The sequence below is a fragment of the Paenibacillus sp. 01T431 genome (genome assembly GCF_056398625.1).
Genome location: NZ_JBFTPT010000023.1, coordinates 1 through 22,532, shown reverse-complemented (window position 1 = coordinate 22,532; position 22,532 = coordinate 1). Strand labels below are relative to the sequence as shown.

Annotated in this window: 24 protein-coding genes, 2 tRNA genes and 1 rRNA gene; 10 read left to right on the top strand and 17 right to left on the bottom strand. The window is 44.2% G+C overall.

What is annotated here, in order from left to right:
• Positions 1-160 precede the first annotated feature (160 nt).
• Positions 161-352 carry a hypothetical protein gene (locus AC1DM9_RS29810; protein ID WP_441884841.1) on the bottom strand — a complete coding sequence of 64 codons (192 nt, stop codon included), beginning with the start codon at positions 350-352 and terminating at the stop codon, positions 161-163.
• 235 nt (positions 353-587) lie between these two features.
• Positions 588-1,739, bottom strand: coding sequence for an HD domain-containing phosphohydrolase (locus AC1DM9_RS29805; RefSeq protein ID WP_441884843.1), 1,152 nt, complete (start codon positions 1,737-1,739; stop codon positions 588-590).
• Positions 1,740-1,919: 180 nt separating this feature from the next.
• On the opposite strand from AC1DM9_RS29805, the gene AC1DM9_RS29800 reads away from it, so the two are divergent.
• The 5 genes from AC1DM9_RS29800 (at position 1,920) to AC1DM9_RS29780 (ending at position 4,928) form a co-directional block, all read left to right on the top strand.
• Positions 1,920-1,996: transfer RNA gene (locus AC1DM9_RS29800), tRNA-Arg, on the top strand.
• Between the two features lie 172 nt (positions 1,997-2,168).
• Positions 2,169-2,570, top strand: coding sequence for a YhjD family protein (locus AC1DM9_RS29795; RefSeq protein WP_477583721.1), 402 nt, complete (start codon positions 2,169-2,171; stop codon positions 2,568-2,570).
• 409 nt (positions 2,571-2,979) lie between these two features.
• Positions 2,980-3,543 carry a TerD family protein gene (locus AC1DM9_RS29790; RefSeq protein ID WP_256711106.1) on the top strand — a complete coding sequence of 188 codons (564 nt, stop codon included), beginning with the start codon at positions 2,980-2,982 and terminating at the stop codon, positions 3,541-3,543.
• A 63-nt stretch (positions 3,544-3,606) separates the two neighbouring features.
• Positions 3,607-4,401, top strand: coding sequence for an AIM24 family protein (locus AC1DM9_RS29785; RefSeq protein ID WP_076271771.1), 795 nt, complete (start codon positions 3,607-3,609; stop codon positions 4,399-4,401).
• A gap of 197 nt (positions 4,402-4,598) precedes the next feature.
• Positions 4,599-4,928 carry a hypothetical protein gene (locus AC1DM9_RS29780; RefSeq protein WP_076271770.1) on the top strand — a complete coding sequence of 110 codons (330 nt, stop codon included), beginning with the start codon at positions 4,599-4,601 and terminating at the stop codon, positions 4,926-4,928.
• Between the two features lie 50 nt (positions 4,929-4,978).
• On the opposite strand, the gene AC1DM9_RS29775 is transcribed toward AC1DM9_RS29780, so the two are convergent.
• Together AC1DM9_RS29775 and AC1DM9_RS29770 are read right to left on the bottom strand one after the other, a co-directional pair.
• Positions 4,979-6,340, bottom strand: coding sequence for an FtsW/RodA/SpoVE family cell cycle protein (locus tag AC1DM9_RS29775; protein ID WP_477583718.1), 1,362 nt, complete (start codon positions 6,338-6,340; stop codon positions 4,979-4,981).
• Positions 6,337-6,669 carry a PadR family transcriptional regulator gene (locus AC1DM9_RS29770; RefSeq protein WP_339205935.1) on the bottom strand — a complete coding sequence of 111 codons (333 nt, stop codon included), beginning with the start codon at positions 6,667-6,669 and terminating at the stop codon, positions 6,337-6,339. Before AC1DM9_RS29770 ends, AC1DM9_RS29775 begins: the two co-directional genes overlap by 4 nt.
• A gap of 212 nt (positions 6,670-6,881) precedes the next feature.
• Here AC1DM9_RS29770 and AC1DM9_RS29765 point away from each other — a divergent pair, with 212 nt between their 5' ends.
• Positions 6,882-7,238, top strand: a complete 357-nt coding sequence (locus tag AC1DM9_RS29765; RefSeq protein WP_339205934.1) for a DUF4870 domain-containing protein — start codon at positions 6,882-6,884, stop codon at positions 7,236-7,238.
• A 41-nt stretch (positions 7,239-7,279) separates the two neighbouring features.
• Here the strand turns inward: AC1DM9_RS29765 and AC1DM9_RS29760 are convergent, their stop codons facing one another.
• On the bottom strand, positions 7,280-8,125 hold the full coding sequence (locus tag AC1DM9_RS29760) for a MurR/RpiR family transcriptional regulator (RefSeq protein WP_477583716.1): 846 nt from the start codon (positions 8,123-8,125) through the stop codon (positions 7,280-7,282).
• Between the two features lie 237 nt (positions 8,126-8,362).
• Here AC1DM9_RS29760 and AC1DM9_RS29755 point away from each other — a divergent pair, with 237 nt between their 5' ends.
• The 4 genes from AC1DM9_RS29755 to AC1DM9_RS29740 are packed head-to-tail and all read left to right on the top strand — an operon-like array spanning position 8,363 to position 12,671.
• Positions 8,363-9,244, top strand: coding sequence for a DUF8171 family membrane protein (locus tag AC1DM9_RS29755; protein ID WP_076271765.1), 882 nt, complete (start codon positions 8,363-8,365; stop codon positions 9,242-9,244).
• Complete coding sequence (locus tag AC1DM9_RS29750) at positions 9,241-11,064, top strand: ABC transporter ATP-binding protein (RefSeq protein WP_477583714.1); 1,824 nt, start codon at positions 9,241-9,243, stop codon at positions 11,062-11,064. The genes AC1DM9_RS29755 and AC1DM9_RS29750 overlap by 4 nt, the downstream gene beginning before the upstream one ends.
• Complete coding sequence (locus tag AC1DM9_RS29745) at positions 11,051-11,878, top strand: energy-coupling factor transporter transmembrane component T family protein (protein ID WP_430063456.1); 828 nt, start codon at positions 11,051-11,053, stop codon at positions 11,876-11,878. Before AC1DM9_RS29750 ends, AC1DM9_RS29745 begins: the two co-directional genes overlap by 14 nt.
• A gap of 31 nt (positions 11,879-11,909) precedes the next feature.
• Positions 11,910-12,671: a PHP-associated domain-containing protein gene (locus AC1DM9_RS29740; protein WP_441884858.1), complete on the top strand. Its 762-nt coding sequence runs from the start codon at positions 11,910-11,912 to the stop codon at positions 12,669-12,671.
• Between the two features lie 62 nt (positions 12,672-12,733).
• On the opposite strand, the gene AC1DM9_RS29735 is transcribed toward AC1DM9_RS29740, so the two are convergent.
• From AC1DM9_RS29735 to rrf, 12 genes are all read right to left on the bottom strand, one after another.
• A complete protein-coding gene (locus AC1DM9_RS29735) occupies positions 12,734-13,792 on the bottom strand; it encodes a hypothetical protein (RefSeq protein WP_477583711.1) in 1,059 nt (352 codons plus the stop codon).
• Between the two features lie 138 nt (positions 13,793-13,930).
• Positions 13,931-14,080, bottom strand: a complete 150-nt coding sequence (locus AC1DM9_RS29730) for a small acid-soluble spore protein P (RefSeq protein ID WP_076271763.1) — start codon at positions 14,078-14,080, stop codon at positions 13,931-13,933.
• A gap of 43 nt (positions 14,081-14,123) precedes the next feature.
• The gene (locus AC1DM9_RS29725; protein ID WP_339205924.1) at positions 14,124-14,300 is read right to left on the bottom strand and encodes a hypothetical protein; all 177 of its coding nucleotides are present in this window, start codon (positions 14,298-14,300) and stop codon (positions 14,124-14,126) included.
• A 15-nt stretch (positions 14,301-14,315) separates the two neighbouring features.
• Positions 14,316-14,663, bottom strand: a complete 348-nt coding sequence (locus tag AC1DM9_RS29720) for a hypothetical protein (protein WP_083682741.1) — start codon at positions 14,661-14,663, stop codon at positions 14,316-14,318.
• Between the two features lie 123 nt (positions 14,664-14,786).
• Positions 14,787-14,875 (bottom strand) — tRNA-Ser (locus AC1DM9_RS29715).
• Between the two features lie 83 nt (positions 14,876-14,958).
• Complete coding sequence (serS, locus tag AC1DM9_RS29710) at positions 14,959-16,245, bottom strand: serine--tRNA ligase (protein ID WP_441884864.1); 1,287 nt, start codon at positions 16,243-16,245, stop codon at positions 14,959-14,961.
• A 48-nt stretch (positions 16,246-16,293) separates the two neighbouring features.
• On the bottom strand, positions 16,294-16,878 hold the full coding sequence (gene pdxT, locus AC1DM9_RS29705) for a pyridoxal 5'-phosphate synthase glutaminase subunit PdxT (protein WP_477583709.1): 585 nt from the start codon (positions 16,876-16,878) through the stop codon (positions 16,294-16,296).
• A gap of 77 nt (positions 16,879-16,955) precedes the next feature.
• The gene (pdxS, locus tag AC1DM9_RS29700; protein ID WP_076271759.1) at positions 16,956-17,837 is read right to left on the bottom strand and encodes a pyridoxal 5'-phosphate synthase lyase subunit PdxS; all 882 of its coding nucleotides are present in this window, start codon (positions 17,835-17,837) and stop codon (positions 16,956-16,958) included.
• A gap of 127 nt (positions 17,838-17,964) precedes the next feature.
• Entirely contained in the window at positions 17,965-19,254 is a 1,290-nt protein-coding gene (locus AC1DM9_RS29695; protein ID WP_441884872.1) for a D-alanyl-D-alanine carboxypeptidase family protein, read from the bottom strand.
• Positions 19,255-19,442: 188 nt separating this feature from the next.
• Positions 19,443-20,900, bottom strand: coding sequence for an IMP dehydrogenase (guaB, locus tag AC1DM9_RS29690; protein WP_076271758.1), 1,458 nt, complete (start codon positions 20,898-20,900; stop codon positions 19,443-19,445).
• Between the two features lie 145 nt (positions 20,901-21,045).
• A complete protein-coding gene (locus AC1DM9_RS29685) occupies positions 21,046-22,239 on the bottom strand; it encodes a GNAT family N-acetyltransferase (protein WP_477583707.1) in 1,194 nt (397 codons plus the stop codon).
• Between the two features lie 88 nt (positions 22,240-22,327).
• Positions 22,328-22,444: ribosomal RNA gene (gene rrf / locus AC1DM9_RS29680) — 5S ribosomal RNA — on the bottom strand.
• Positions 22,445-22,532 lie beyond the last annotated feature (88 nt).

Here is a 22,532-nt window from a genome sequence, read left to right as displayed (position 1 = left end):
CCCAGGCATTTCAAAGCACTATTGAGGATTATGATAGAGTCCTTCACATCAACTTTAGCTCTTCTAATTTTATCTCTACGTGTAAGCCTTCTGGCCTTCCGCAGCTCAACAATCGCTAAGTTTAGTTTTCTTAAGCATTTCGACCGTTTATGCGCCAACTCTATACACCTCCAATAAGATCAGATTTTGCATTTTTCTTCCGTTTTTTATGAACAATACTGCCCATCGAAGCGACTGCTTCATGTATTTGCTGCTCAGCGTGTTTTAAGTGTTTCGTTTTAATTAAATTTTTCGCTGATTCCAATTTGTAAATCGCTTCATTTATTTTCTGCCCTTGAAGCCTTTTGTTCATAGACGTTTTATCACCCTCCGCTATTTAGCTTGTAATCCGCTCTAGCTTATAAAGTGTTTATAATAACTAAATCAGTCTATGTCCAAAATGGTTTTCGAACACGGTAAATACCTAGCCTTTCAAGCAAAGTACAAGCAAGCGCCCTATATTTATTAAATCAAAGCTTGGACGACACTGAATTTAAAAACAAAAAAGACCTCATTGGGTTCACCCCAACAAGGTCTGCAAGCAGCTTCTACTCCTTCTCCAGCCAATCAGCATCACGATCTCTTATTTCCAAAAGAAGCGGCAGCTGTTCAAAAAAAGCATCTACCACCTGAGGGTCAAAATGCCTCCCCCGTTCTTCTTTGATCAGTCCCAAAATGCGATCCATCCCCCAAGCCTCTTTGTACATTCTTGCGCTGCTTAAAGCATCAAATACATCTGCCAGCGCAGTAATTCGCCCATATATATGAATAGCCTCACCCTTAAGGCCTTGCGGATATCCGGTACCGTCCCACTTTTCATGATGCTGCCAAGCCACGATCGCCGCAGCCTGCAGCAGCGGTCTCTTGGAATTGTGCAATAATCGGTAACCGATAATGGCATGCTCCTTAATCTGCTCATACTCTTCTGCCGTTAGCTTCCCTGGTTTTTTCAACACAGCATCCGGAATAGCTACTTTGCCGATATCATGCATTGGAGATGCGCTGCGCAGCATGTCTGCTTCAGGATCACTCATGCCTAGTCCTTTTGCCAAAACATATGAATATTGTGCAACCCGTTTTACATGATTGCCCGTTTCTTGCGAGCGGCCTTCACCGATTTTTCCCATTGCCAAAATAATCTCTTTTTGCGTCTCAATTATTTCCTCATACAGCATGATGGACTCAAGCGACTTGCCTGAGTAAGAGGCAGCAAGCGATAAGTATTCCATATCTTTCACCGAGAATATCTGCTTCTCTGTTAATTTGTTTATGGCTTGATAGGCACCAATTACTTCTCCTTGATTATTGTGAAAAGGGATCGTCATAATCGATTTCGTCCGATAACCGGTCTTTAAGTCGTTATCCGGATTATGCCTTGGATCTTCATAGGCGTCATCTATAAATATAGATTGTCCCGTGCTTATAGCACTTCCTACCAGCCCGCTGCCGTAAGGAATCCGTATCTCGCAAGCCCCGTGAGCTACCGCTGTAAAAAGCTCACTGCGAGCAGCATCAATCAACCAGACGGTGCACCGATCTGCAACGACCATCTCTCTGCCCATATTGGCCATTAAGATAAGGACAGCATCCAGCTTCTTTTCATTCGCTATTTTAGCTGTATATTCAAAAATCACCTTAAGCATTTGTTCAGGCGACAAATCCAATCGAAACGATTGCGGTTCATTTTGGAATTCAAGCATTCGAACAATCCTCCAGCCGATCAAACTCGTTATCCTTACCTCTATTCGCCTTTACAAGCTTTTTATCCTCTTGATTCCATATAAAAGCGCAGTTATTCGACAAAAAAATACAATAGTCTTACACTAAAATGGTTAATCTTGCTTCACCTAAAGCACCCATGCTATAATCAATGTTGCTGCGCGTCCGTAGCTCATCCGGATAGAGCAAACGTTTCCTAAACGTTAGGTGGGAGGTTCGAGCCCTCTCGGGCGCGCCATTTCTTTCACGAATATATAAAGCTTATTGCTAATGCCGGCAATAAGCTTTTTTTGTTTTCATCCAAACCGCACCAACAGGCAAGTGTCGAATAATTTTTATAAGACACCTGATCAGGATACATTGACTACGGAACGTTTGTTCGCATATAATGTGCATGAGGTGATTTACAAATGGCCATGCCGTTGTCCAAAGTAAACAATTCATACCTGTACCATCCACCTGCTCACGATGAGATACAGCTTCTTCACAAAGCTATTATCCTTCCACTAGCTCTCGTTATTGTTGAACGAAATAGACGCGAGCTTGAGAGAAAAGCGCGAACTTTACGTTCTATTTTTACTAGGGCAGCAGACATTATGATTGCAAAAATGAAAACAGATCTAACAACAAATACACAGCAGCTCCTTCAGAAAAGCATTACTCTGTGCATGTATAAAAACACTGCTGAACAGATCAGCTATCGCTATAATTGCCGCGGTTTTGAAGACCAGATTGCTTATTCGCATGCCTACATACGTAATGAGATAAATAAGTGTATTTCAACCTATAGTGCTGAGATTTTCACTAAATAAGCATCCCTCGATGATCAAAAAAACAGACGATCCTCTTAAAGCTTCTTAAGAAGTCTCACTATTGAAGTGAGGCTCTTTTCTCTACTCGTAATTTCGTCATACAACGCTATAATCTTCCATTCCAATCTGCTATACTACAAATAGTTTCATATCGTTCTACAAAACATACAGTTTTAACCAAAATTATTGTCGAAAAAACAGCTTTTTATTATGCATTGAGGAGGCAGTTCATATGGGAATTAATTTAAATCCGCCAGGAAGACCATCCAACATTCTTGGAGGCCAAGGCGGCATTCAACAGGGCGGTATTCAGCAAGGCGGTATCCAACAAGGGGGTATTCAGGGCGGATCAATAAATAACGCTTTTGGCGCAGCTCCCGCTCCTCAGGCCAGTCCTAATGGTGGGCTTATCCTTACCAAAGGACAGAAGCTGGATTTGACCAAAAATAATGCAGGGCTTGATTTATTGAAAATCGGACTTGGATGGGACACAAATAACCTGCAAGGCCAGAGCTATGACCTAGATGCAGAGGTGTTTATGCTGAATCAGACAAACACGGTTTCTTCCACTAGTCATATCGTTTTCTACAACAATCTCGTGAGCCCCGATGGATCAACACGCTATAAGGGTGATAACCGTGACGGACAAGGCAGCGGTGACGATGAGACGGTTGAAATTCAATTATCCAGAGTAGCTTTGGATATCCAAAAAATCGTATTTACCGTTACAATTGATGAAGCTATTCGCAAAAACCAAAACTTTGGACAAGTTTCCAATGCATATATTCGTGTCGTGAACCAAGCAAACGGAGCCGAGATCTGCCGATTTGATCTTTCCGAGGACTACTCCACCTCAATCTCCATCCTAGCTGGAGAAGTATATCGCCACGGCAATGAATGGAAATTTAATGCTGTTGGAACAGGCTTGTCGCTTGATCTAGCGGGCATATGTGCGCATTACGGGGCAATGTAACAGCTTACTTGTTAATGAAGCAGCTATAATTTCATTTTATATATTATATGGAGGTTACCCCGCATGCCGTTTCAATTCCAGGTCGAACGGGAATTATTTTTGAAAGCAGAAGGACAAGGCCAGTTTTTTGCCAAAAAAGGATCGATGGTTGCTGATCAAGCCTATAACAAGAAATTCAAATATTCTAAGCGGTTGTTAGGAACGAATTCCGGAAATGTTATCGGACAAGTGATCAACCATGGTATGCGTAAAGTAACGGGAGAAAACTTAGAGATTATGGAAGTCGAAGGACAAGGCATCGTATATCTCGCGGATGAGAACTCTCATGTTACAATCATTAATTTAGAGCAAGGCGGACCATGGCAAAGCGTAAGTGTTGAGAGTGAGGATCTGCTCGCATTTACGGATACTTGTCATTATGGCGTTACCATCATTGGAACGGGTGTCCTATCCCAGCGCGGCTTGTTTACATCCAAACTTACTTACAACGGACAGGGCGCACAGGTTGCCGTAAAAACCAAAGGCAATCCACTGGTTTTGCAAGGCCCTTGCCGTGTAGATCCTGATGCCATCGTTGCTTGGACAGGTCCTTCCCCAAGTGTGAAGATCGATGTCAACTGGAAAACGCTTATTGGCCAAACCTCCGGGGAATCTTATATGTACGAATTCAGTGACCCTAATCAGGTTGTTATTATACAGCCATTTGAACGTGAGAGCGGCGTGAAATTCGGTATGGATGACAACCGTTACCAACCGCAAACGCAGAGCAGCGCATTCAACAACACCTTTGGCGGCAGCCAAGGAGGACATGACAGCAACAGTGGGCTTGGTGGAATTATCGGCAAGTTTCTGAAATAAGCATCGTATAATGATATAAGCCTTGCCGTATCGTTCGGCAGGGCTGTTTTCTTTGAAAACCAGCTGCTCTCCTATGGATAGCTGCCTTTTTGCTTGAAAGCATGTAACCCGGATCGCTTTTGCTGCGTACAAAGATAAACAGAAAACAAAAACTGCCCCATAGAATAATTTAAATATAGAAATAGGAGGAAAATAAAATGAAAGCTGCAGGTACGCTTTTACTAGTCACTGCTATTATTGAAGGCATCTTAGGAATCCCCTTGCTGGGTGGCACCCTAGTCATGTTATCTGGATACACGCTATTATTTGCAACGCTCATTCTTCATATCGTAACGCTTGTTCTTTGCTCGCAACATAATAAGCCAGTCGTAGGCAGTATTTTGGGGATCATTACCTCTGTATTAGCATGGATACCTATTCTCGGCATGATCATGCATCTTACTACAGCCCTATTCCTGTTCATTGGCGTTTCCAAAAACAATCAGCAAAATTACCCTACCCGTCCACCCGCTCCAGGCAGCTTCTAATCAAGAGGGCTATCCTACTGTAGATATTCTACAATAGGATAGCCCTTTTTTTATCTTGATGGCTCGCGATTTAGTAAGCTGATCATATTTTTTCTCCGATTGATGCTTAGCAGCAATCCCATGACCATTAATTCGATAATGCCATTTGTACCGCTATACGATACTAAAGGCATCGTCATGCTATTCATAGGCAGCAGCCCAAATGACATCAGAATATTCCATACGAAATGCAGACCAATAATTGAAAATAAGCCAAGGACCAGACCTTTAGCATATACATCCTGGAGCGTTTTCGCCATGCCGATCACTTTAACAATCAGTAATACGGCTAGCAGCACTATAGCTATACCAAAAACCAAACCGAGGCTGTAGATCAAATAAGTAAAGACCATTTCGCTATAAATATAACGAATATTGGGGTTCTCAACGCCAAATCCTTGCCCCCACATCCCTCCCAAACGAATAGATTCCAAGGAACGCTGCAATAAATAGTTTACATCATCAGTGGAAGAATTGGGATTTAGAAAAGCGGTATACCGTTCCCATCCATATTTATAGCGATATGGATCAATTGTTACAAACACCGCTCCTGCAGCTATGATTGAACTCGCAATGGTTAAAAACAGCCTATACGTTTTCGCAACAAACAGCATTAATACGGTCAGTCCAAATAAATATAAAATAAAATTAAGATAAGAGTTTGCCTTGCTATACAGTATGGTGGGCACGATCGCATATAAAAGCACCATTTTTCCGAAGTAAAGTGAATTTCTGAATAGTCCCTGCTTCTCCTTATGCTTAACAAGCAGTGTCCCTGCAAAAGCAATCATAAATAAGTAAGGAGATGTGCCATATACATCAAAGGTAAAAGACCCGATTGTGAGCCAGCTTTTCGAACCATTGACTTCGACTGCATAAAAAATACAGGCTACCATCAAAAAAATTGTTCCGCTATAAATGTACCACGAATACTTTTCCCATTTTCGATAGTCCAAAAAATAAATGCCAATGATGAACACAATGCCTATCGCTGTGAAAACTGCCTTCTTAAGAAAAAATTGAAACCCACTATACATATTTTGATCACTATAAGCGAACTCCATTGCATACATAGCAAGCAGGCCAATACCCACCATTATTGCGACAAGTGCGGCTAATCCCCATTCCATAACCGGCTTATGTGCTGCATGAAGATGCTTGCCGATTTGATCGGGATCACCCATCTGGACTAGAGCAGCACGAACCGCCTCTTCCTCTGAAAACCCTTCGTTTAGCTTATCCTCCACCAGCTCGTCCAGATGGTTCTGCATTTCAACCTTGATGTCACGATGCACATCTCTTGCTTTTACATGTCTGCAAACCTGCACTAAGTATTCCTGAATCGACTCATACTGAACAGGTTTGTTATTCATGCATGGCCCTCCCCGATTACGCGGTCTACCGTCGTCCGAAACAACGTCCACTCCTGCTTCTTCTCCTCCAGCTGCCCTCTTCCACGCGCTGTGATGCGATAATATTTCCGTTTGCGGCTGCCATCCTCATTCCAGTACGATTCAACCAGCTGTTCCACCTCAAGCGTATGTAAGATCGGATAAAGCGTCCCTTCTTTAAAAGTAAACACACCGCTCGAGCTTTTTTCAATTTCTTTGGTCATTTCATAGCCATACATTTCCTTACGGTCAAGCAGTGTCAAAATAAGAATAACGGTACTGCCTTTCATAAGCTCCTTATTAATTTTCATAACGCCCTCCTGTTTAAGTATCGCATTTCTATGCATCGATTATCTATGTATAAGTATATAGTTGACCACCACCGATTACAACATCATTTTAGGAATGGATTCCCATAATAGCTAATCGGTGATATATTTATGCATATCTTATCGCTGCGTTAACGTATAAGTACATAAGTCACATTAATCGGCGGTTTTCAATTTAAGGGAGGCAATACACAATGAATCAATCTTTCGGACTTCATAAGGAAGAAAAAACGTACGGCATGCTTTGCCATCTGCTTGCTTTTAGCGGTGTAATTATTCCGCTCGGCAACATTCTTGGACCACTCATCATTTGGCTTCTGAAGAAGGATCAATCCAGCTATGTGGATATGCATGGCAAGGAATCACTCAATTTTCAGATCAGCAATATGATTTATTCCATTATTTCCGGTTTGCTCATTTTTGTTCTCATCGGATTTATTACTACACCGCTTTTGTTTATTTTCTGGATTGCATTTACCATCATTGGGTCTATGCGTGCTTCAGAGGGCAATGGCTATCGCTATCCTCTAACCATTCGTTTCTTCAAATAAAACATAGAACCGCCGGGACGCAAATCGTTCCGGCGGTTCTATTATTTAGGAAGCTGCGAGCTATATTTTTTCCTCATCACATGCAAGCGGTCCAATTGGTCAAACGCCTGCTGCCCGCGCCGCTTTGTAACGGCTACTGACAGTGCATCAAGAAGCGCAACTGGCGCTGCCATCGAATGAAAGCCCTCCAGTTCCCCCCGATCAACCTGCAGCACGAGATCGCTCTGCTCCAGCATATCGGATACGAGCAAATCCGTAATCAGTATTGTAGTGTAGCCTGCCTCTTTGGCATGCTCAAGCAGCACCGTTAATTCAGGTGAGCGCCTGACAAAGCCGAACATAAGCAGCACATCGCTGGAATCAGCATGAACAAGCGTTTCAAGCAGCTCGCTGCCACTCCCCGCCATACCTTCGATTTGCACATTTATCCGATTCAGACGAAATCGGATGAGCTCGATCAAGCTAGCTGCTGCTCCCGTTCCAAATACATACACTTTTCTAGCCTTATGAATGGCCTCCACCGCTTGATGAAACTGCTCACGGTCTACACGCTTTGAAGTAACCTCTACGTTAGCTGCTGCAATCTCCAGCATTTCACTTACAATATCAGCCTCTTCATGATCTACCTTATTCAATATTTTCTTCATCTTATGGGCAGGCGTCGCATGCTCGCTTTGCAGCAGCGTTTTCTTAAATGCCTTCAAATTAGCAAACCCAATCGTCCGCCAAAACCGCGATACCGTCGCCGTACTGACACCTACAGCCATCGCAATATCTTCCTCTGTACAATAAGGAATCTGCTGCAGTGCTCCCACCACGTAATTAGCAATGGATTGGTGGCTTTTTGACATCTTATCCAAGTCCATATCCAAATGAAAAGCCGTCATCTTTAATTCCTCCTGCCTATACCAACATCGCAGCATATTTTCTAAACGAAGTATATCACCTTTTGATCAAAAATGATAATTTTATTTCATTTTTATTTTTATGTAATTTATTTTACGTAATCGTAATAATTTGTTGATGATCTGATAACATTCGATCTCTATATTGTAGAAGAATTCGTTTTGAATCGAGGCATTCGAGACGTATTCCGCCTCAAAAACAAATTAGGAGGAATCACAATGGTTACAGCGCCTAAGCGCCGTTATGAGCTAACGCAATCGCAGAAGCTTATGGTATTCATTTTATCGATGTCCTTGTACGGTATTTCCAACATGTTCTCCGAGCTTATTCCTGAGCTAAAGCTTGGTCCCATTGAGCTGAAGGTCGAATACTTCGCTTTTATCCCATTAACGCTCTGTATTCTATTTAATCCGCTGTATGCTGCACTTGGCGCATCCTTCGGCGAGGTTATATTCGGGGAACTGCTGCTTGGACAATTCGGCGGACTCGGAGAATTGGAAAAATTCATAGAATTTACGATTGCCATGTACATAGCTGGCCTGCTCGTAAGCGATCCACGAAATCGTAAACAACTCGCACTCGCTTCGTTCGTTGCAGTAGGTATTGACCAGATGCTTGGAGCGATTGTCGACATCAGCAAGGTTTGGTTTGGGATCGAAGAGCTCGAAGCTGTTCCAGGCATTCCCGAAAGCATATTGCTTATCGAAGGCGTAGGTTTCCTTAACGCCATGCTCATAACCGGCATCTTTTTCTCCCTGCTGCCTACTTTATTTCTCGTACCGCGTCTATATGGAAAAATCGAACCGCTTCTCGGCATAAAACCACGCGACAGCAGAGTTTCTATATCATTCGGACAGCTAATAACACCGCGGCTGCTTATTACCGCTATTATATTTGTTTTTATTGGGATCGTTGCAGAATTTTTGTCTGAGTCTGATATTAACTTTGCTGTATGGGAGCCAGAATTTATTGAGCAATATGGCAGTGGGTTCATCTGGATTAGTGCTGCTGCAGCCGCATTAGTGCTCATATTAACACTCATCGCAGCATTTCGTGCCAAATCCAAATCTGCGCGCACGACGGAGGATGTTAAGCTTTGAGACCTTCATCCTTCCAAGCCAATCAGCAGGGGCCGCAGCATGCGGCTCCCATCATTAAGCTGCAGGACATTCAATTTCAATATCCCGGAGCGGAGAACAAGGCGCTCCACAACATTCAGCTTACTGTTCAACCCGGCGAGTTTATCGCTATAGCAGGTACGAATGGCAGTGGCAAGTCAACGCTTTGCAAATGTTTAAACGGCCTTATTCCAAACTATTATGTCGGCGATTTAGACGGCTCCATTGAAGTTGCAGGGCTAATAGCTGTCGAGGAAACGGTATCCTCCTTGTCACGCAAGGTCGCTTATGTGTTTCAGGATTTTGAGAACCAGCTCGTTCGGCCGACCGTCTATGATGAAGCCTGCTTTGCTCCACTTAATTATGGCTTTAGCGATTACCGTGAACGCGGACTTCGAGCTTTGTCCATGCTTGGCATTGATCATTTGAAGGATCAGTGGATTTGGCAGCTAAGCGGCGGACAAAAGCATCTTACGGCGCTTGCTGGCGCTTTATCCCTCGATCCAGAAATTATTATTATCGATGAGCCCGTGGCGCAGCTAGATCCCTTTCATGCTAGACTCATCTACGACAAACTTAAGCTGCTGAATGAAAAGCATGGCAAAACAATCATCGTCATTGAGCACCATACCGAGTTTATTGCAAACTATTGCAATAGGGTCGTACTTATGGATAGCGGCACAATACGCTGGGTGAAGCCTGTCCATGAGGCATTATCTGCAGTTGATGAGCTTGCTGAACTGCATATATTACCGCCGCAGGTTACGCTTGCTGTTTGTACACTAGAGGCTGCTTCCGGAAAAGCAAAAAGTGAGGATTCATCACAATACCCGATCACCATCGATGAAGCAGTCGCTTATTTTGAGAAGATGCTTAAACCGTCATTCACGCTTTCAGCTGACCTTACGGATAAGCCTATTTCTAATAATGAACATACTATGCAGCCCCTTGTTACGTTTGCTAATGTCTCCTATAGCTACAAAACAATTGCAAGAACGATGCATCCCGTCATTCGGAACATGAGCATCAGCTTTTATGAAGGCGATCGTATTGCTCTTGTCGGCAATAATGGCGCGGGCAAATCAACGCTGCTCAAGCTCCTTTCGGGCATTCGGCGCCCTACGGAAGGACACTTAACCGTATGCGGGCATATTACGAAGCAATCTTCACCTGAACTGCTGTCTGATTTTGTCTCCTATATTTATCAGAATCCAGAGGAGATGTTTATTGAAGATTCCGTCCGCAAGGATGTTGAATATTTTCTAAAAGCCCGCGGAATTGCTGATTATCACCCTTTTGTTGATGAAATTCTGGAGAGGCTGCGGCTAACCGCCCTGCAGGATCGAGATGGCAGACTGCTCAGCGGCGGACAGCAGCGCAGAGCGACATTAGCGATCGGACTCGCCATGCGTCCCACTGTCATGCTGCTGGATGAACCGACAGCCAGCCTTGATGCAGCGAGCCGCCGTGAAATGACTGAAATGCTGGCGCAGCTGCAGGATCATGTAAAAACGACCATCATAGCGACACATGATATGCAGCTGGTTGCCGAATGGGCAAATCGCGTTATCGTTATGCATGATGGCTGCGTCGCACTTGATACAGATGTACGCTCGTTATTCAGCCATGTTGCCATTCTCAAACAAGCAGGTCTCATTGCGCCGCAAATCGCTTTGCTTAGTCAAAGACTGGGTTTCGAGCCGCCTTGCCTATCTGTCAATGAATTCACCACGCGGCTTATCAAAAATATAAATCCGTCAAACCCATTTGAGCAGGAGGAGATTACGGTTGGAAGCAATTAAACAAAGCATGCTCGACAAGCTGAGCGTAGAACAAATTAAAATTGAGCTGATGCGTACCGCTTTCGGCAGACAATCGACCTTTCTGTCGCGCTTTGATCCGCGTATCCTCCTGATTTGGTATTCCTTTTTCGCCATAGCGCCTTGGTTCTTTCATAATAAAGCCATTCTGCTTGGCTTGCTTATTCCAATGCTTGTTCTTACTTTATCTTCAAAGGTAAGTCCACTTGTTCTACTTATTATGGGCGTCGGCCTGGTAAGTGAGATTAGTTATATTTTTTTCGGCTCCATCTTCTTCGGAGGGAGTCTAGCGGGCGTATGGCCGTTATTGACCTTAACATTAAAAATATTAATCATCTCGCTGGCCAGCATTGCCGTGTTCTCTAGCATGGATCCCGAGAAGCTGAGTGACGCCCTGCTTAGTATGGGGATGCCTGGACAATTCAGCTTTGGTGTGTCCTACGGCTATAGGATGCTTCCGATTCTAATTGAGGAGTACCATAACCTTATTCACTCATTCCGATTGCGCGGCCGCGCTCCCCGCAATAAGGGTTTTCTTCACTGGCGTTCAATTATATACATGGCGAAGATTAGCGTTTATGCCTTTTATCCGCTCATTCTGAATACAGCTAAGCGAACGAGAACGACGGTCGAAGCATTAGAGGTGCGCGGCTTTACCTATTCGCTTGTCAGCCCTGAGACGAAGAAGCTTAAGCTTGCCCATATGCAGGTTCGACCGCATGATTTTATTTTCTTAAGCTGCTCCCTGTTCTATATGATCGGGCTGGTTGCTTTTGGACAATTCATTTCCTTTTAAAATTACATAATTGAATGGAGATAACACACTAATGATGAGCATCGATTTGCATACACATGGCAAGCTGTCAAAGAAAACAAATTTTTCACTCGACTACTTCCTTTCCATGGCTCGCGAAGCCAAAGAAAACGGTCTGCACGCGGTGGCGTTGACCGAGCATTTTAACACGCTTCACTTTGCCGATATGATGGATCAGCTGGATCATCATTTTGAATACAAAGGTGATTATTATGTCGTGGAGGGCTTGAAGGTTTTCTCTGGCATGGAGATTGATGTAGCGAATAAAGGCCATATTCTAATCATTGGAAACCGCAGCCATATTCGTGATCTGAGGCAGCAGCTTGAACCCCATACCGCAAAAGATAGCTTTATCGCTTTAGAAGAGCTGCTGAACCGCACCGACGGCTATCCCTTGCTTCGAATTGGTGCTCATCCCATGAGAGAAAGCACGCCGCTCACTCACCATGATGCTGACACACTCAGACGCCTCGATGCGCTTGATATAAATGCAAAAGATTTATTCCAATATGGTTTCGGCATGGCTGATCAGGTTCGACAGTTCGCAGATCATCTTGGCTTAAAGGTCATTGCAGGAAGCGACTCACATCAGCCTCTACAGTTCGGCAGCGTTGTTAATCATGTAGATAACGTTTGCGAAACAGCTGAACAACTGCGCAACGAGCTGCTGAGTGGCAATTATCAGCTTGAAATTTCCGCTTGCTTGAATGTTAAAGTAAAAGCTGCTCAAATGATGAAAGAGCTTCTAAAAAAATCGATGGTTGTCGCTTTGTAAGAACACCCGCTTCACTAAAAAAGCAGCTCCTGACACTCAGGAGCTGCTTCATTTTCAATCTATTACATACCAACTGGCAATTGGAACATCTGTGTCAGTTCGTCCAGTGTAATCGCATCCGTAGGAATTTCACCTTCGAACTTCGCATCTTTATTAATCTCGGAGTAAGTAACATCATAATGAAGGCCAAGCTTCATCTTCTGGCCGCTCTCTTTGTCAGAGCCTTCAATGCTTACCTTACCCGATTGGTAAGCAAGATATCCATCTGTGATAGCGCCCGTTACTTTCAGAGTATTCACTTTAACATCATTTTTAAATGTGGTTAGAATCTCTGCTTTGTTCGTCTCAAGATCCGACTTCATCTTCTCGATGTCCGCCTTATCAAGCTGAAGAGTCTTTAATGATGCTTCATTAGCAAGCAATACATTTAGCACCTCAGGCAGCACTTGGTTAACGATGGTTTCTACTGTTTTTGGATAGTTGCTTTCATTAATCTCAAAGGCGATTATTTGATCTGCTTTCATATCAGCAGGCAGGCCAGCTGCCTCAGCCTTAGGCTGGCTGAAATATGTTTTCTCGTCAAAATGCTTAAGCATTACTTCTCCAAGTTCCTTGCCTAACTTTTGTTGTGCAGCAAGATCCAGCTTAGCCGTGCCTTCTTTCTCAGCAAGCTCCTTTAGATCAATTTTAATAAATTTACTTGTAATCGTCTCCGGCAATGGCAGCATCGGAACTTGCGGTATTTTCACATACAGCGCTTCCTCAGTCATAATCATAGGTACCGTTAACTTCATCTCCATGTCGCCTGGCACTACGATTTGCATATTCATATCGGTACGCATCGGTTTTTTCTTATATACAGCATCAACTGTAATGGTTGCATCTTTAATCAAACCTACGATTGCTGCTGTAGCAGCTGCGTTGCCTTCCAAAGTTGCCGTTTGTGGAACTTCCAATTCATCCAAGCCAAATGACATTTTTACTGCATATGAGTCCGCTTCATTAATTTTCGTCATAGCCGCCTGCAAAGCTTCCTTCGGTGGTTTTGCCGAGCTGCAGCCTGCAATAACAACTAAAATAACGGCTAACATAAGAACCGCTATTTTTTGAACATTCTTCATGTAGTATGTTCCTCCCTATCTTTTTGTGAGCACCTCCATTCTATACTAAAATAACTTCATTTAGAAGTTATATCCAAAAAATCCCGTTTCAGCGTACTGAAACGGGACGTTTGAACTAGCTTTTAACAGCACATTGATCTATCCTTGCGGGTTATGATGATCCACATGATTACGCTGCTTTGTTTTCTTAGATCCAGAAAGCGGCTCTTGCTGCCCGCCTCCGTCATTACGCTTCCGATTATTTTGCGGATTGCTTTCCGGCACCGGAATGCTGTCTGGCTTCGACATTTGAATTCCTCCTATTTAGATCTCATCGGCTTCGAGGGAAGCGTTAATTTTTTTGATGTTCTAAATCTGTTGGATGATCATGGTTCATGTCATCCTGATTGCTTCGATCGTTCTTATCCTGCTGCAATTGCTGAGCTTGATGGCTGTTAACCGCCTCAACCTCCAAAGCTTCTACCACATTAGATAAGTTTTTATCAGCCGTTCCTTGTGCCTTCGTCATAAGCAGCTCTCTCCTCTAAGCATGCGTCAAGCGTTGGAGCGCTTGAGCACATTCATGCAGATGTCTAGTGTAATTTTGTATCAGCTCTTGAATGATGTCTCCACGCTCATCGATGGATACCTTGTCTTTCTCCACATCGATAAGCTCAACCTTCACTTCACGGCTATCTACATAAGTAACTTTAAAATCAAACGAATACATTTGATGTCCGGCTGTATCGATCGTTACGCGCAGCGCTTTGGAATCTGACTCATCAGGCAGCACTCTGCTGCGGTCAGCGTCTTTTAGCGTCTCTGGCAAGGTTTGACGCCAAGCATCTGCCAAGTTTTCTTGATTCATTTGCAGTTCATCTGATTTGCCCATTAAATGAAGCACCTCCACATCGTATAACATGCGAAATGCGGCATTATTTTATACGAGGGGATAGAATGAAAAAAAAGCCCAAACGCTTAGCGTCTGGGCTTGTCATGTACATTTTAAAAAATATGGAGGAGAGAGTGGGACTCGAACCCACGTGGGCTTGCGCCCTAACAGTTTTCAAGACTGCCCCGTTATGACCGCTTCGGTATCTCTCCATCGTTCATTTGTCACAAGAAATATAATACCACAGGTCAAAATAAAAATGCAAGTGTATTTTGACCATGTGGCAAAAAAAAATTTAAAGCTTTGTTGAATCGATTGAACTAATGCCGCCCATATACGGACGCAGTACTTCTGGGATCGTCACAGAACCGTCCGCTTGCTGGAAGTTCTCGATGATTGCCGCAAAAGTACGACCTACAGCAAGTCCCGAACCATTCAGTGTATGAACGAATTCCGGCTTGCTCTTCGTATCTCTGCGGAAACGAATACCCGCACGGCGAGCTTGGAAATCCTCTACATTTGAGCAGGACGAAATTTCACGATACGTGCCTGCACTTGGCAGCCACACTTCAAGGTCATATGTTTTAGCCGCTGTGAAGCCCATATCTCCCGTACAAAGCGTTAGAACACGGTAAGGAAGTCCAAGTAGCTGCAAAACCTTCTCCGCGTTAGCGGTCATTTTCTCCAGCTCTTCGTATGAATCCTCCGGTTTCGTCAATTTGATCAATTCAACCTTGTTGAACTGATGCTGACGAATCAAACCACGTGTATCACGCCCAGCAGAACCTGCTTCTGAACGGAAGCACGAGCTGTAAGCCACAAAATATTTCGGAAGCTCTTCAATCGGCAAAATCTCTTCGCGGTGCAGGTTTGTAACTGGAACCTCTGCAGTCGGAATGAGGAAATAATCCGAATCCGAAATTTTGAATAAATCCTCTTCAAACTTCGGAAGCTGACCCGTACCGATCAAGCTGTCACGATTAACGATATAAGGAGGCAATACTTCCTCATAACCGTGCTTATCGCTGTGAAGATCCATCATAAAGCTGATAAGCGCACGCTCAAGACGAGCTCCAAGGCCGCGGTAGAACGTGAAACGTGATCCCGTTACCTTCGCTGCACGCTCGAAATCCAATATGCCGAGTGATTGCGCAAGCTCCCAATGTGGCTTGGGCTCAAAATCAAAGGTTGGAACCTCGCCATTTTTGCGCAGCTCTACATTATCTTCCTCCGACTTGCCGACTGGCACGCTATCGCTAGGAATGTTCGGAATCGCTTGAGTCAGCTCAATCACTTGTACATCCAGCTCACGAAGTTCATCGTCAAGCTCTTTAATGCGGTCGCCAACCTCTCTCATCTCAAGGATAAGCGATTCTGCGTCGCCGCCTGTGCGTTTGAGTTTAGCTACATCCTGCGAAACCGTATTGCGTCTGCTCTTCAGCTGCTCCGTCTCTTGAATAAGATCACGGCGCCTAGTGTCGAGCGCAGGAAAATTAGCAATAAGATCAAGGGAAGCTCCGCGATCAAGCAGCGCTTTCTCAACCTTCTCAAATTCATTTCTTAACAATTTTACATCCAGCACGATCCAAAAGCCCCTCTCTGAAGGGAGTAATTTTATTATTGTAAACGTTTATTCCTTGCTTGCAGCTGCTTCCTTCACCATATCAACGAAGTATGCATGCAGCCTATAATCGTCCGTTAGCTCCGGATGATACGATACAGCTAGAAGATGTCCCTGTCTTGCTGTTACAATTTCATCTCGGTATGTAGACAATACGTCTACGCCTGCTCCAACTTTTTTGATCAATGGAGCTCGGATAAATACAGCGCGAACCGGTTCGTCAATGCCTTTGACATCCAAATCCGTCTCAAAGCTTTCTTGTTGACGCCCGAATGCATTTCTTGCAACGGTCATATCCATAAGACGCAAATGCGCATCCTCTTGGCCTTCTATTTCATCAGCCAAAACGATAAGACCAGCACAAGTGCCGAACAATGGCTTGCCTTGTGCAGAGAAATCCTTAATAGCTTCCATGAAGCCATAATTGCGTATCAGCTTGCCGATCGTCGTGCTTTCGCCGCCTGGAATAACAAGCCCTTGCAGCTCTTCAAGCTGCTCAACCCGCTTAACGGCGACCGCCTCTGCGCCCGCCGCTTCTAAGCTTCGTATATGCTCTGCCACTGCGCCTTGAAGCGCTAGTACGCCTATCTTCATCGCTCTACTCGCCTTCCTTTACGGGCAAGAGCCGGCAGCACTATTCGCGCTAAGCCGGCACCTGCATATTACAACTATTAGATACCGCGGTCTTGCATACGCTCGGAGGAGTTAAGCTTGGAAATTTCGATTCCCTTCATAGCTGCTCCCAAGTTTTTCGACACTTCAGCAATTAGCTTGTAATCTTGATAATGTGTCGTTGCTTCAACGATTGCACGAGCGAATTTCTCTGGGTTTTCTGATGTGAAAATACCAGAACCAACGAATACGCCGTCTGCTCCAAGATGCATCATCAAAGCTGCATCGGATGGAGTAGCTACTCCGCCTGCTGCGAAGTTCACGACAGGAAGCTTGCCCGTTTCATGTACGTTAAGAAGCAAGTCGTAAGCTACGCCTAGAACCTTAGCTTCATGATAAAGCTCGTCCTTCGACAAACCTTGGATTTTACGAATTTGTCCATTGATCAAGCGAAGGTGACGAACAGCCTCTACTATATTGCCTGTTCCCGGCTCACCTTTCGTACGAAGCATTGCTGCTCCCTCTTGAATACGGCGCAACGCTTCTCCAAGATCTTTTGCTCCGCATACGAATGGAATCGTAAACTCATGCTTGCTGATGTGGAATACTTCATCTGCTGGTGTAAGTACTTCACTCTCATCGATATAGTCAACGCCCATGGATTCGAGCACTTTTGCTTCTACATAATGCCCGATACGAGCCTTTGCCATAACTGGAATCGATACAACTTTCATTACTTCTTCTACAATTGTCGGATCAGCCATACGAGCTACTCCGCCTGCTGCACGAATTTCGGAAGGGACGCGCTCAAGCGCCATTACCGCTGTTGCTCCTGCTGCTTCTGCTACTTTCGCTTGCTCGGCGCTCATAACGTCCATAATGACGCCGCCTTTTTGCATTTCTGCCATGCCGCGTTTTACGCGCGATGTACCTGTTTCCATGCTAAAATCCTCCTATTTTCATCCATTAATTTGTATATTACCGCAGTTGTTCTAACCATTGATTTTACAGGATGCAAGAATAATCGACAAGCCTTGATTTGCTTTATTCCCCTGTTTTCTACTCGGATTAGAACAAATTGACGATTCCATTAAATAAACCTGAGAAAAAATCTCCAATTCCACGGAACATCAAGCGGAACCAGCCTGCTTTCGTTCCATCCTCCGTTGTAACGAGGTTAACCGTTTTTTTGAGCTCTTGTTTCGTTTCGGCATCCGTGTACTTGTAAGTTACTGTACCTACAACCGTGCCTGCTGGAATCGGAGCTACCAGCTCAGCTTCTGACTTCACGTCGCTGGATACAACCTCGATTTTAGGCTCTACGCCCTTTTTAACCATAAACGTAATATCTTTTTCCGTTACGATCGGCAAGGTTTTCTTTTTACCCTTTTTAATCTTAACCGTTTTCGCTGTTTCTACCACAGATTTTGGCGCAAGCACCGTCTTTTTCTCAAAAGTGCTGAAACCGTAGTTGTACATCTTAGCTGTTTCATTAAAACGAGCAGACTTTGTAGCAGTATCCATAACGACGCTAATAAAACGCTGCTCGCCTCTTTTTACAGTACCCGTGAAGTTGTAGCCAGCAGCATTAATGAAGCCTGTTTTCATGCCGTCAACGCCTTCATAAGCTAAGTGCTTAAGGCCCTTTTGATTCACGTTTGTGCCGAGCATCCAGTTAATGTTGATGATTGGATCCTTGTCGCGTTCACGGAATTTATATTCCTGCAGCTTAGAATAATCCAAAAATTCAGGGTGCTTGCTCAAAATAATTTGTGCTAGCTTTGCCATGTCCGTCGCAGAAATAACAGTTGTCTCCGATAGACCAGTCGCACTTGTAAAAATAGCTGTTTTAAGACCCAACTCCGCAGCTACCTCATTCATCTTCTTTACAAACCCTTGCTCACTTCCAGCTATTTGCGATGCTAATGCAATCGTTGCATCATTCGCAGAACCAACTGCCATTGCTTTGTACAAATCTCTAACCGTATGTTGATCTCCTTGAGCTAAAAATACAGATGATCCATCCGATGGCGTTGAGGCCGCTTCCGCACTAGTGGTAATAACCTCATCCCAGGACAGGCGTTCATTCGTAATTTCCTCAAGAACGATATATTCCGTCATTAACTTCGTCATACTTGCTGCAGGGAGCGGCTCCTCTGAATTAACTTCATACAAAACTTGTCCTGAATCCGCATCAATTAGAATAGCAGCTTTCACTTGTAAACCTAAATCGTTTTTCGTACTTTCTCTTCCTTGATATCCATTCGCCATTGCTACCGCAGAACCAAGCGACAGCATTACCATCCAAACCGCCAAACTTGCAGCGATGACCGTCTTTATTCGAACCGGCCTTACCATTTCCTTCAACGTCGTCTCCCCTTTTCCCACTTGGTTTGTCCGTTGTTAATTGTAACATATCGAAGCCTAACAATTAAACCACAAACAGGTTACAGAACAATGAGTAATCCTTCATAAAAAAAACAGACAAGGGCCAGCGACTCAGTCGCCTTTCCTTGTCTGTTATTATCGTATCTAGAAAGTATAGCTTAAAGTGAATAGTTTGGTGCTTCTTTCGTAATTTGCACATCATGTGGATGGCTTTCACGAAGACCAGAACCTGTAATACGAACGAATTGTGTATCGTTCTTAAGCTCGTCCAGAGAAGCTGTACCGCAATAGCCCATACCTGAACGCAAGCCGCCGAGCAATTGATGCACAGTGTCAGCAAGCGGCCCCTTGTAAGGAACGCGTCCTTCGATACCTTCCGGAACAAGCTTGTTCTCGTTCTCTTGGAAGTAACGATCCTTGCTTCCTTCCTTCATAGCGCCAAGGGAGCCCATACCACGGTAGACTTTAAAGCTGCGTCCTTGGAAAATTTCGGTTTCGCCAGGGCTTTCAGCTGTACCTGCGAACAAGCTTCCGATCATAATCGCGCTTGCTCCAGATGCGATTGCTTTCGTAATGTCACCGGAGTACTTAATACCGCCGTCTGCAATAACCGGAATATTGTATTCACGAGCAACTGACGCGCAATCATAAATTGCTGTAATTTGTGGAACACCGATACCAGCGATAACGCGAGTTGTACAGATCGATCCAGGACCAATCCCTACTTTAACCACGGAAGCGCCTGCTTCGATAAGATCACGGGTAGCATCGCCAGTAGCAACGTTACCTGCAATAATAGTAAGGTCTGGGTAAGTAGCACGAAGCTTACGAACTGCATCCAAAATATTAATGTGGTGACCATGTGCCGAGTCTACAACAAGAACATCAATTCCTGATTGAACCAATGCTTCTGCACGATCCATTGTATCCTTCGAAATACCAACCGCTGCTCCGCAAAGCAAGCGACCATGCTTATCTTTCGCCGCATTAGGGAATTGGATTGCTTTCTCAATATCTTTAATCGTAATAAGACCTTTAAGTGTATTGGACTCATCAATCAGCGGCAGCTTCTCAATCTTGTGCTTTTGAAGAAGGCCTTCCGCTTCCTGCAGCGTTGTGCCAACAGGTGCCGTTACAAGGTTGTTACGAGTCATAACTTCATTTATCTTAATTGAATAATCATGTACGAAACGCAAATCACGGTTGGTCAAAATACCTACAAGCTTCTTATCTTGATCAACAATCGGTACGCCTGAGATGCGGTATTTTCCCATCAATTCTTCTGCGTCGTAAACATGGTGATCAGGCGTAAGCGAAAACGGATTTGTAATTACACCGCTCTCCGAACGTTTTACACGGTCAACTTCCTCCGCTTGCTGTGTAATCGACATGTTCTTATGGATAATGCCGATACCACCCTCACGCGCAATTGCAATCGCCAATGCGGCTTCTGTAACGGTGTCCATACCAGCGCTAATGAGCGGAATGTTTAGCTTAATGTCCTCGCTTAATCGAATCGAGATGTCAACTTCCCTAGGCAGCACTTCTGATTTGCGCGGAATAAGCAGGACGTCGTCAAACGTTAGCCCTTCTTTGGCGAATTTCGTTTCCCACACGAGTATGTTCCTCCCTTATTTTAAGTACGTCTCACATATATTATTAGCAATATTAGCAGAGGGGGTATAGGCTGTCAAGGCTGATGAATACCTTTGTTCATCCTGTTTTATACTCGATTTGGAAGTCTCAAAACATGCTATTTCTTTAGAAAAAGTCAGGTAAATACGTAGTTCGTTCGGGAATACGAGATTGTAAGCGTTTAACCAATCCTATATCTCCTTCTATGCGTGCGAATTGGGCTAATTGCTCTAACTGAATATACCCAAATAGCACACTCGTAAAGGAACCAATATCCAGTTTAATTGCCTCATCTATTTTTTCACTATCGTCCTTACGACGAAGTGAAGCTTTCCCAGACGCATCGATATGAAGTAAAAAATGACCATTATTCCATGGAGCTTGAGCGTCGATCAGTTGAATATGAATGTCATCAGCATGATCTGCTGCCTTAAAATCATATTGACTCACAAAAGCTTCCGCATCCACAATTCGAGCCATAAAATAAGGTGTGATTTCCTGTTTTATTCTCGGATTGCTCAGCAAGTAGGGAAGGCGATCGTTAGATGGCATTTTAATCGTCAGCTCTTCGATCATTGAATCATGCTGTGCAAGAAATGACCATATTGCAGCTCTTGCAGGCTCATTTAAATGAACAAACTCATGGACCGTTAACCGGCTGTTTTTAACTTCATAAATGACGTAGCCTTGTGCTGCTCCGCTCTTATCGTAATAAAGTGCAGTTTGTCCTGGTTTTCTTCTGTTAATCCGATACTTCCACCAGAAGTCGTCACGCACCAACGAGCCATTAAATTGAGATGCATAGGCTTGATAGACGTCGTTCAGCAAACCATAGTTTCCTGTAATGCGCTCAAACCTACCCTCGTATGCTATTCTCGCTGGAAGCATATCCGTCTTAATCGTATAGGTTTTATGTTCAGTGTAGGTTTCCCATCCAAATTTACGATAAAAGCTGAATGAAAAAGGATGAAGAAAAGAAACCGTTTGACCGTTCTCCTTCATCTCTATTAGCGATTGAATGAGTAATTGAGCAACTAGCCCCTGCCTCCTGAACTCTGGCCATGTCGCAACACCTGCAACACCTCCCATATCAAAAACCTTGCCTCCGATATATGTTTGCAGCTTCAACACTGCAGCTTGCGCAGCCAACTGATTATCGACATACGCTCCGTACCTTACAGTAGGCTCACTCAAATACTGCTCTTTCGTTTGCTCTAGCTCTGCAGCAGAACGTTCATATTGAAATGCAAATTGAGATAAAGCCATACTCTCGTCAAATTGCTCTATACCGGTATGCTTAATAACGATACGTGTTTCCAATTCGAAGCACCTCCAAATTTGATATAACCCTATCATACCGCATAAACAACAAAAAAACCTATCGCATCACATGCGATAGGTCTTTCGTGCTTGGCGACGTCCTACTCTCCCAAGACCCTGCGGTCTAAGTACCATTGGCGCTGGAGGGCTTAACGGTCGTGTTCGGTATGGGAACGCGTGGTTCCCCTCCGCCATCGCCACCAAACGTAGCGTGTTGCACGCTGAAAACTGGATACGAAAGATTAGGCTTGCTGAAGCCTTAATGCTGCTGTCTACTGGATGTATGGGTCACA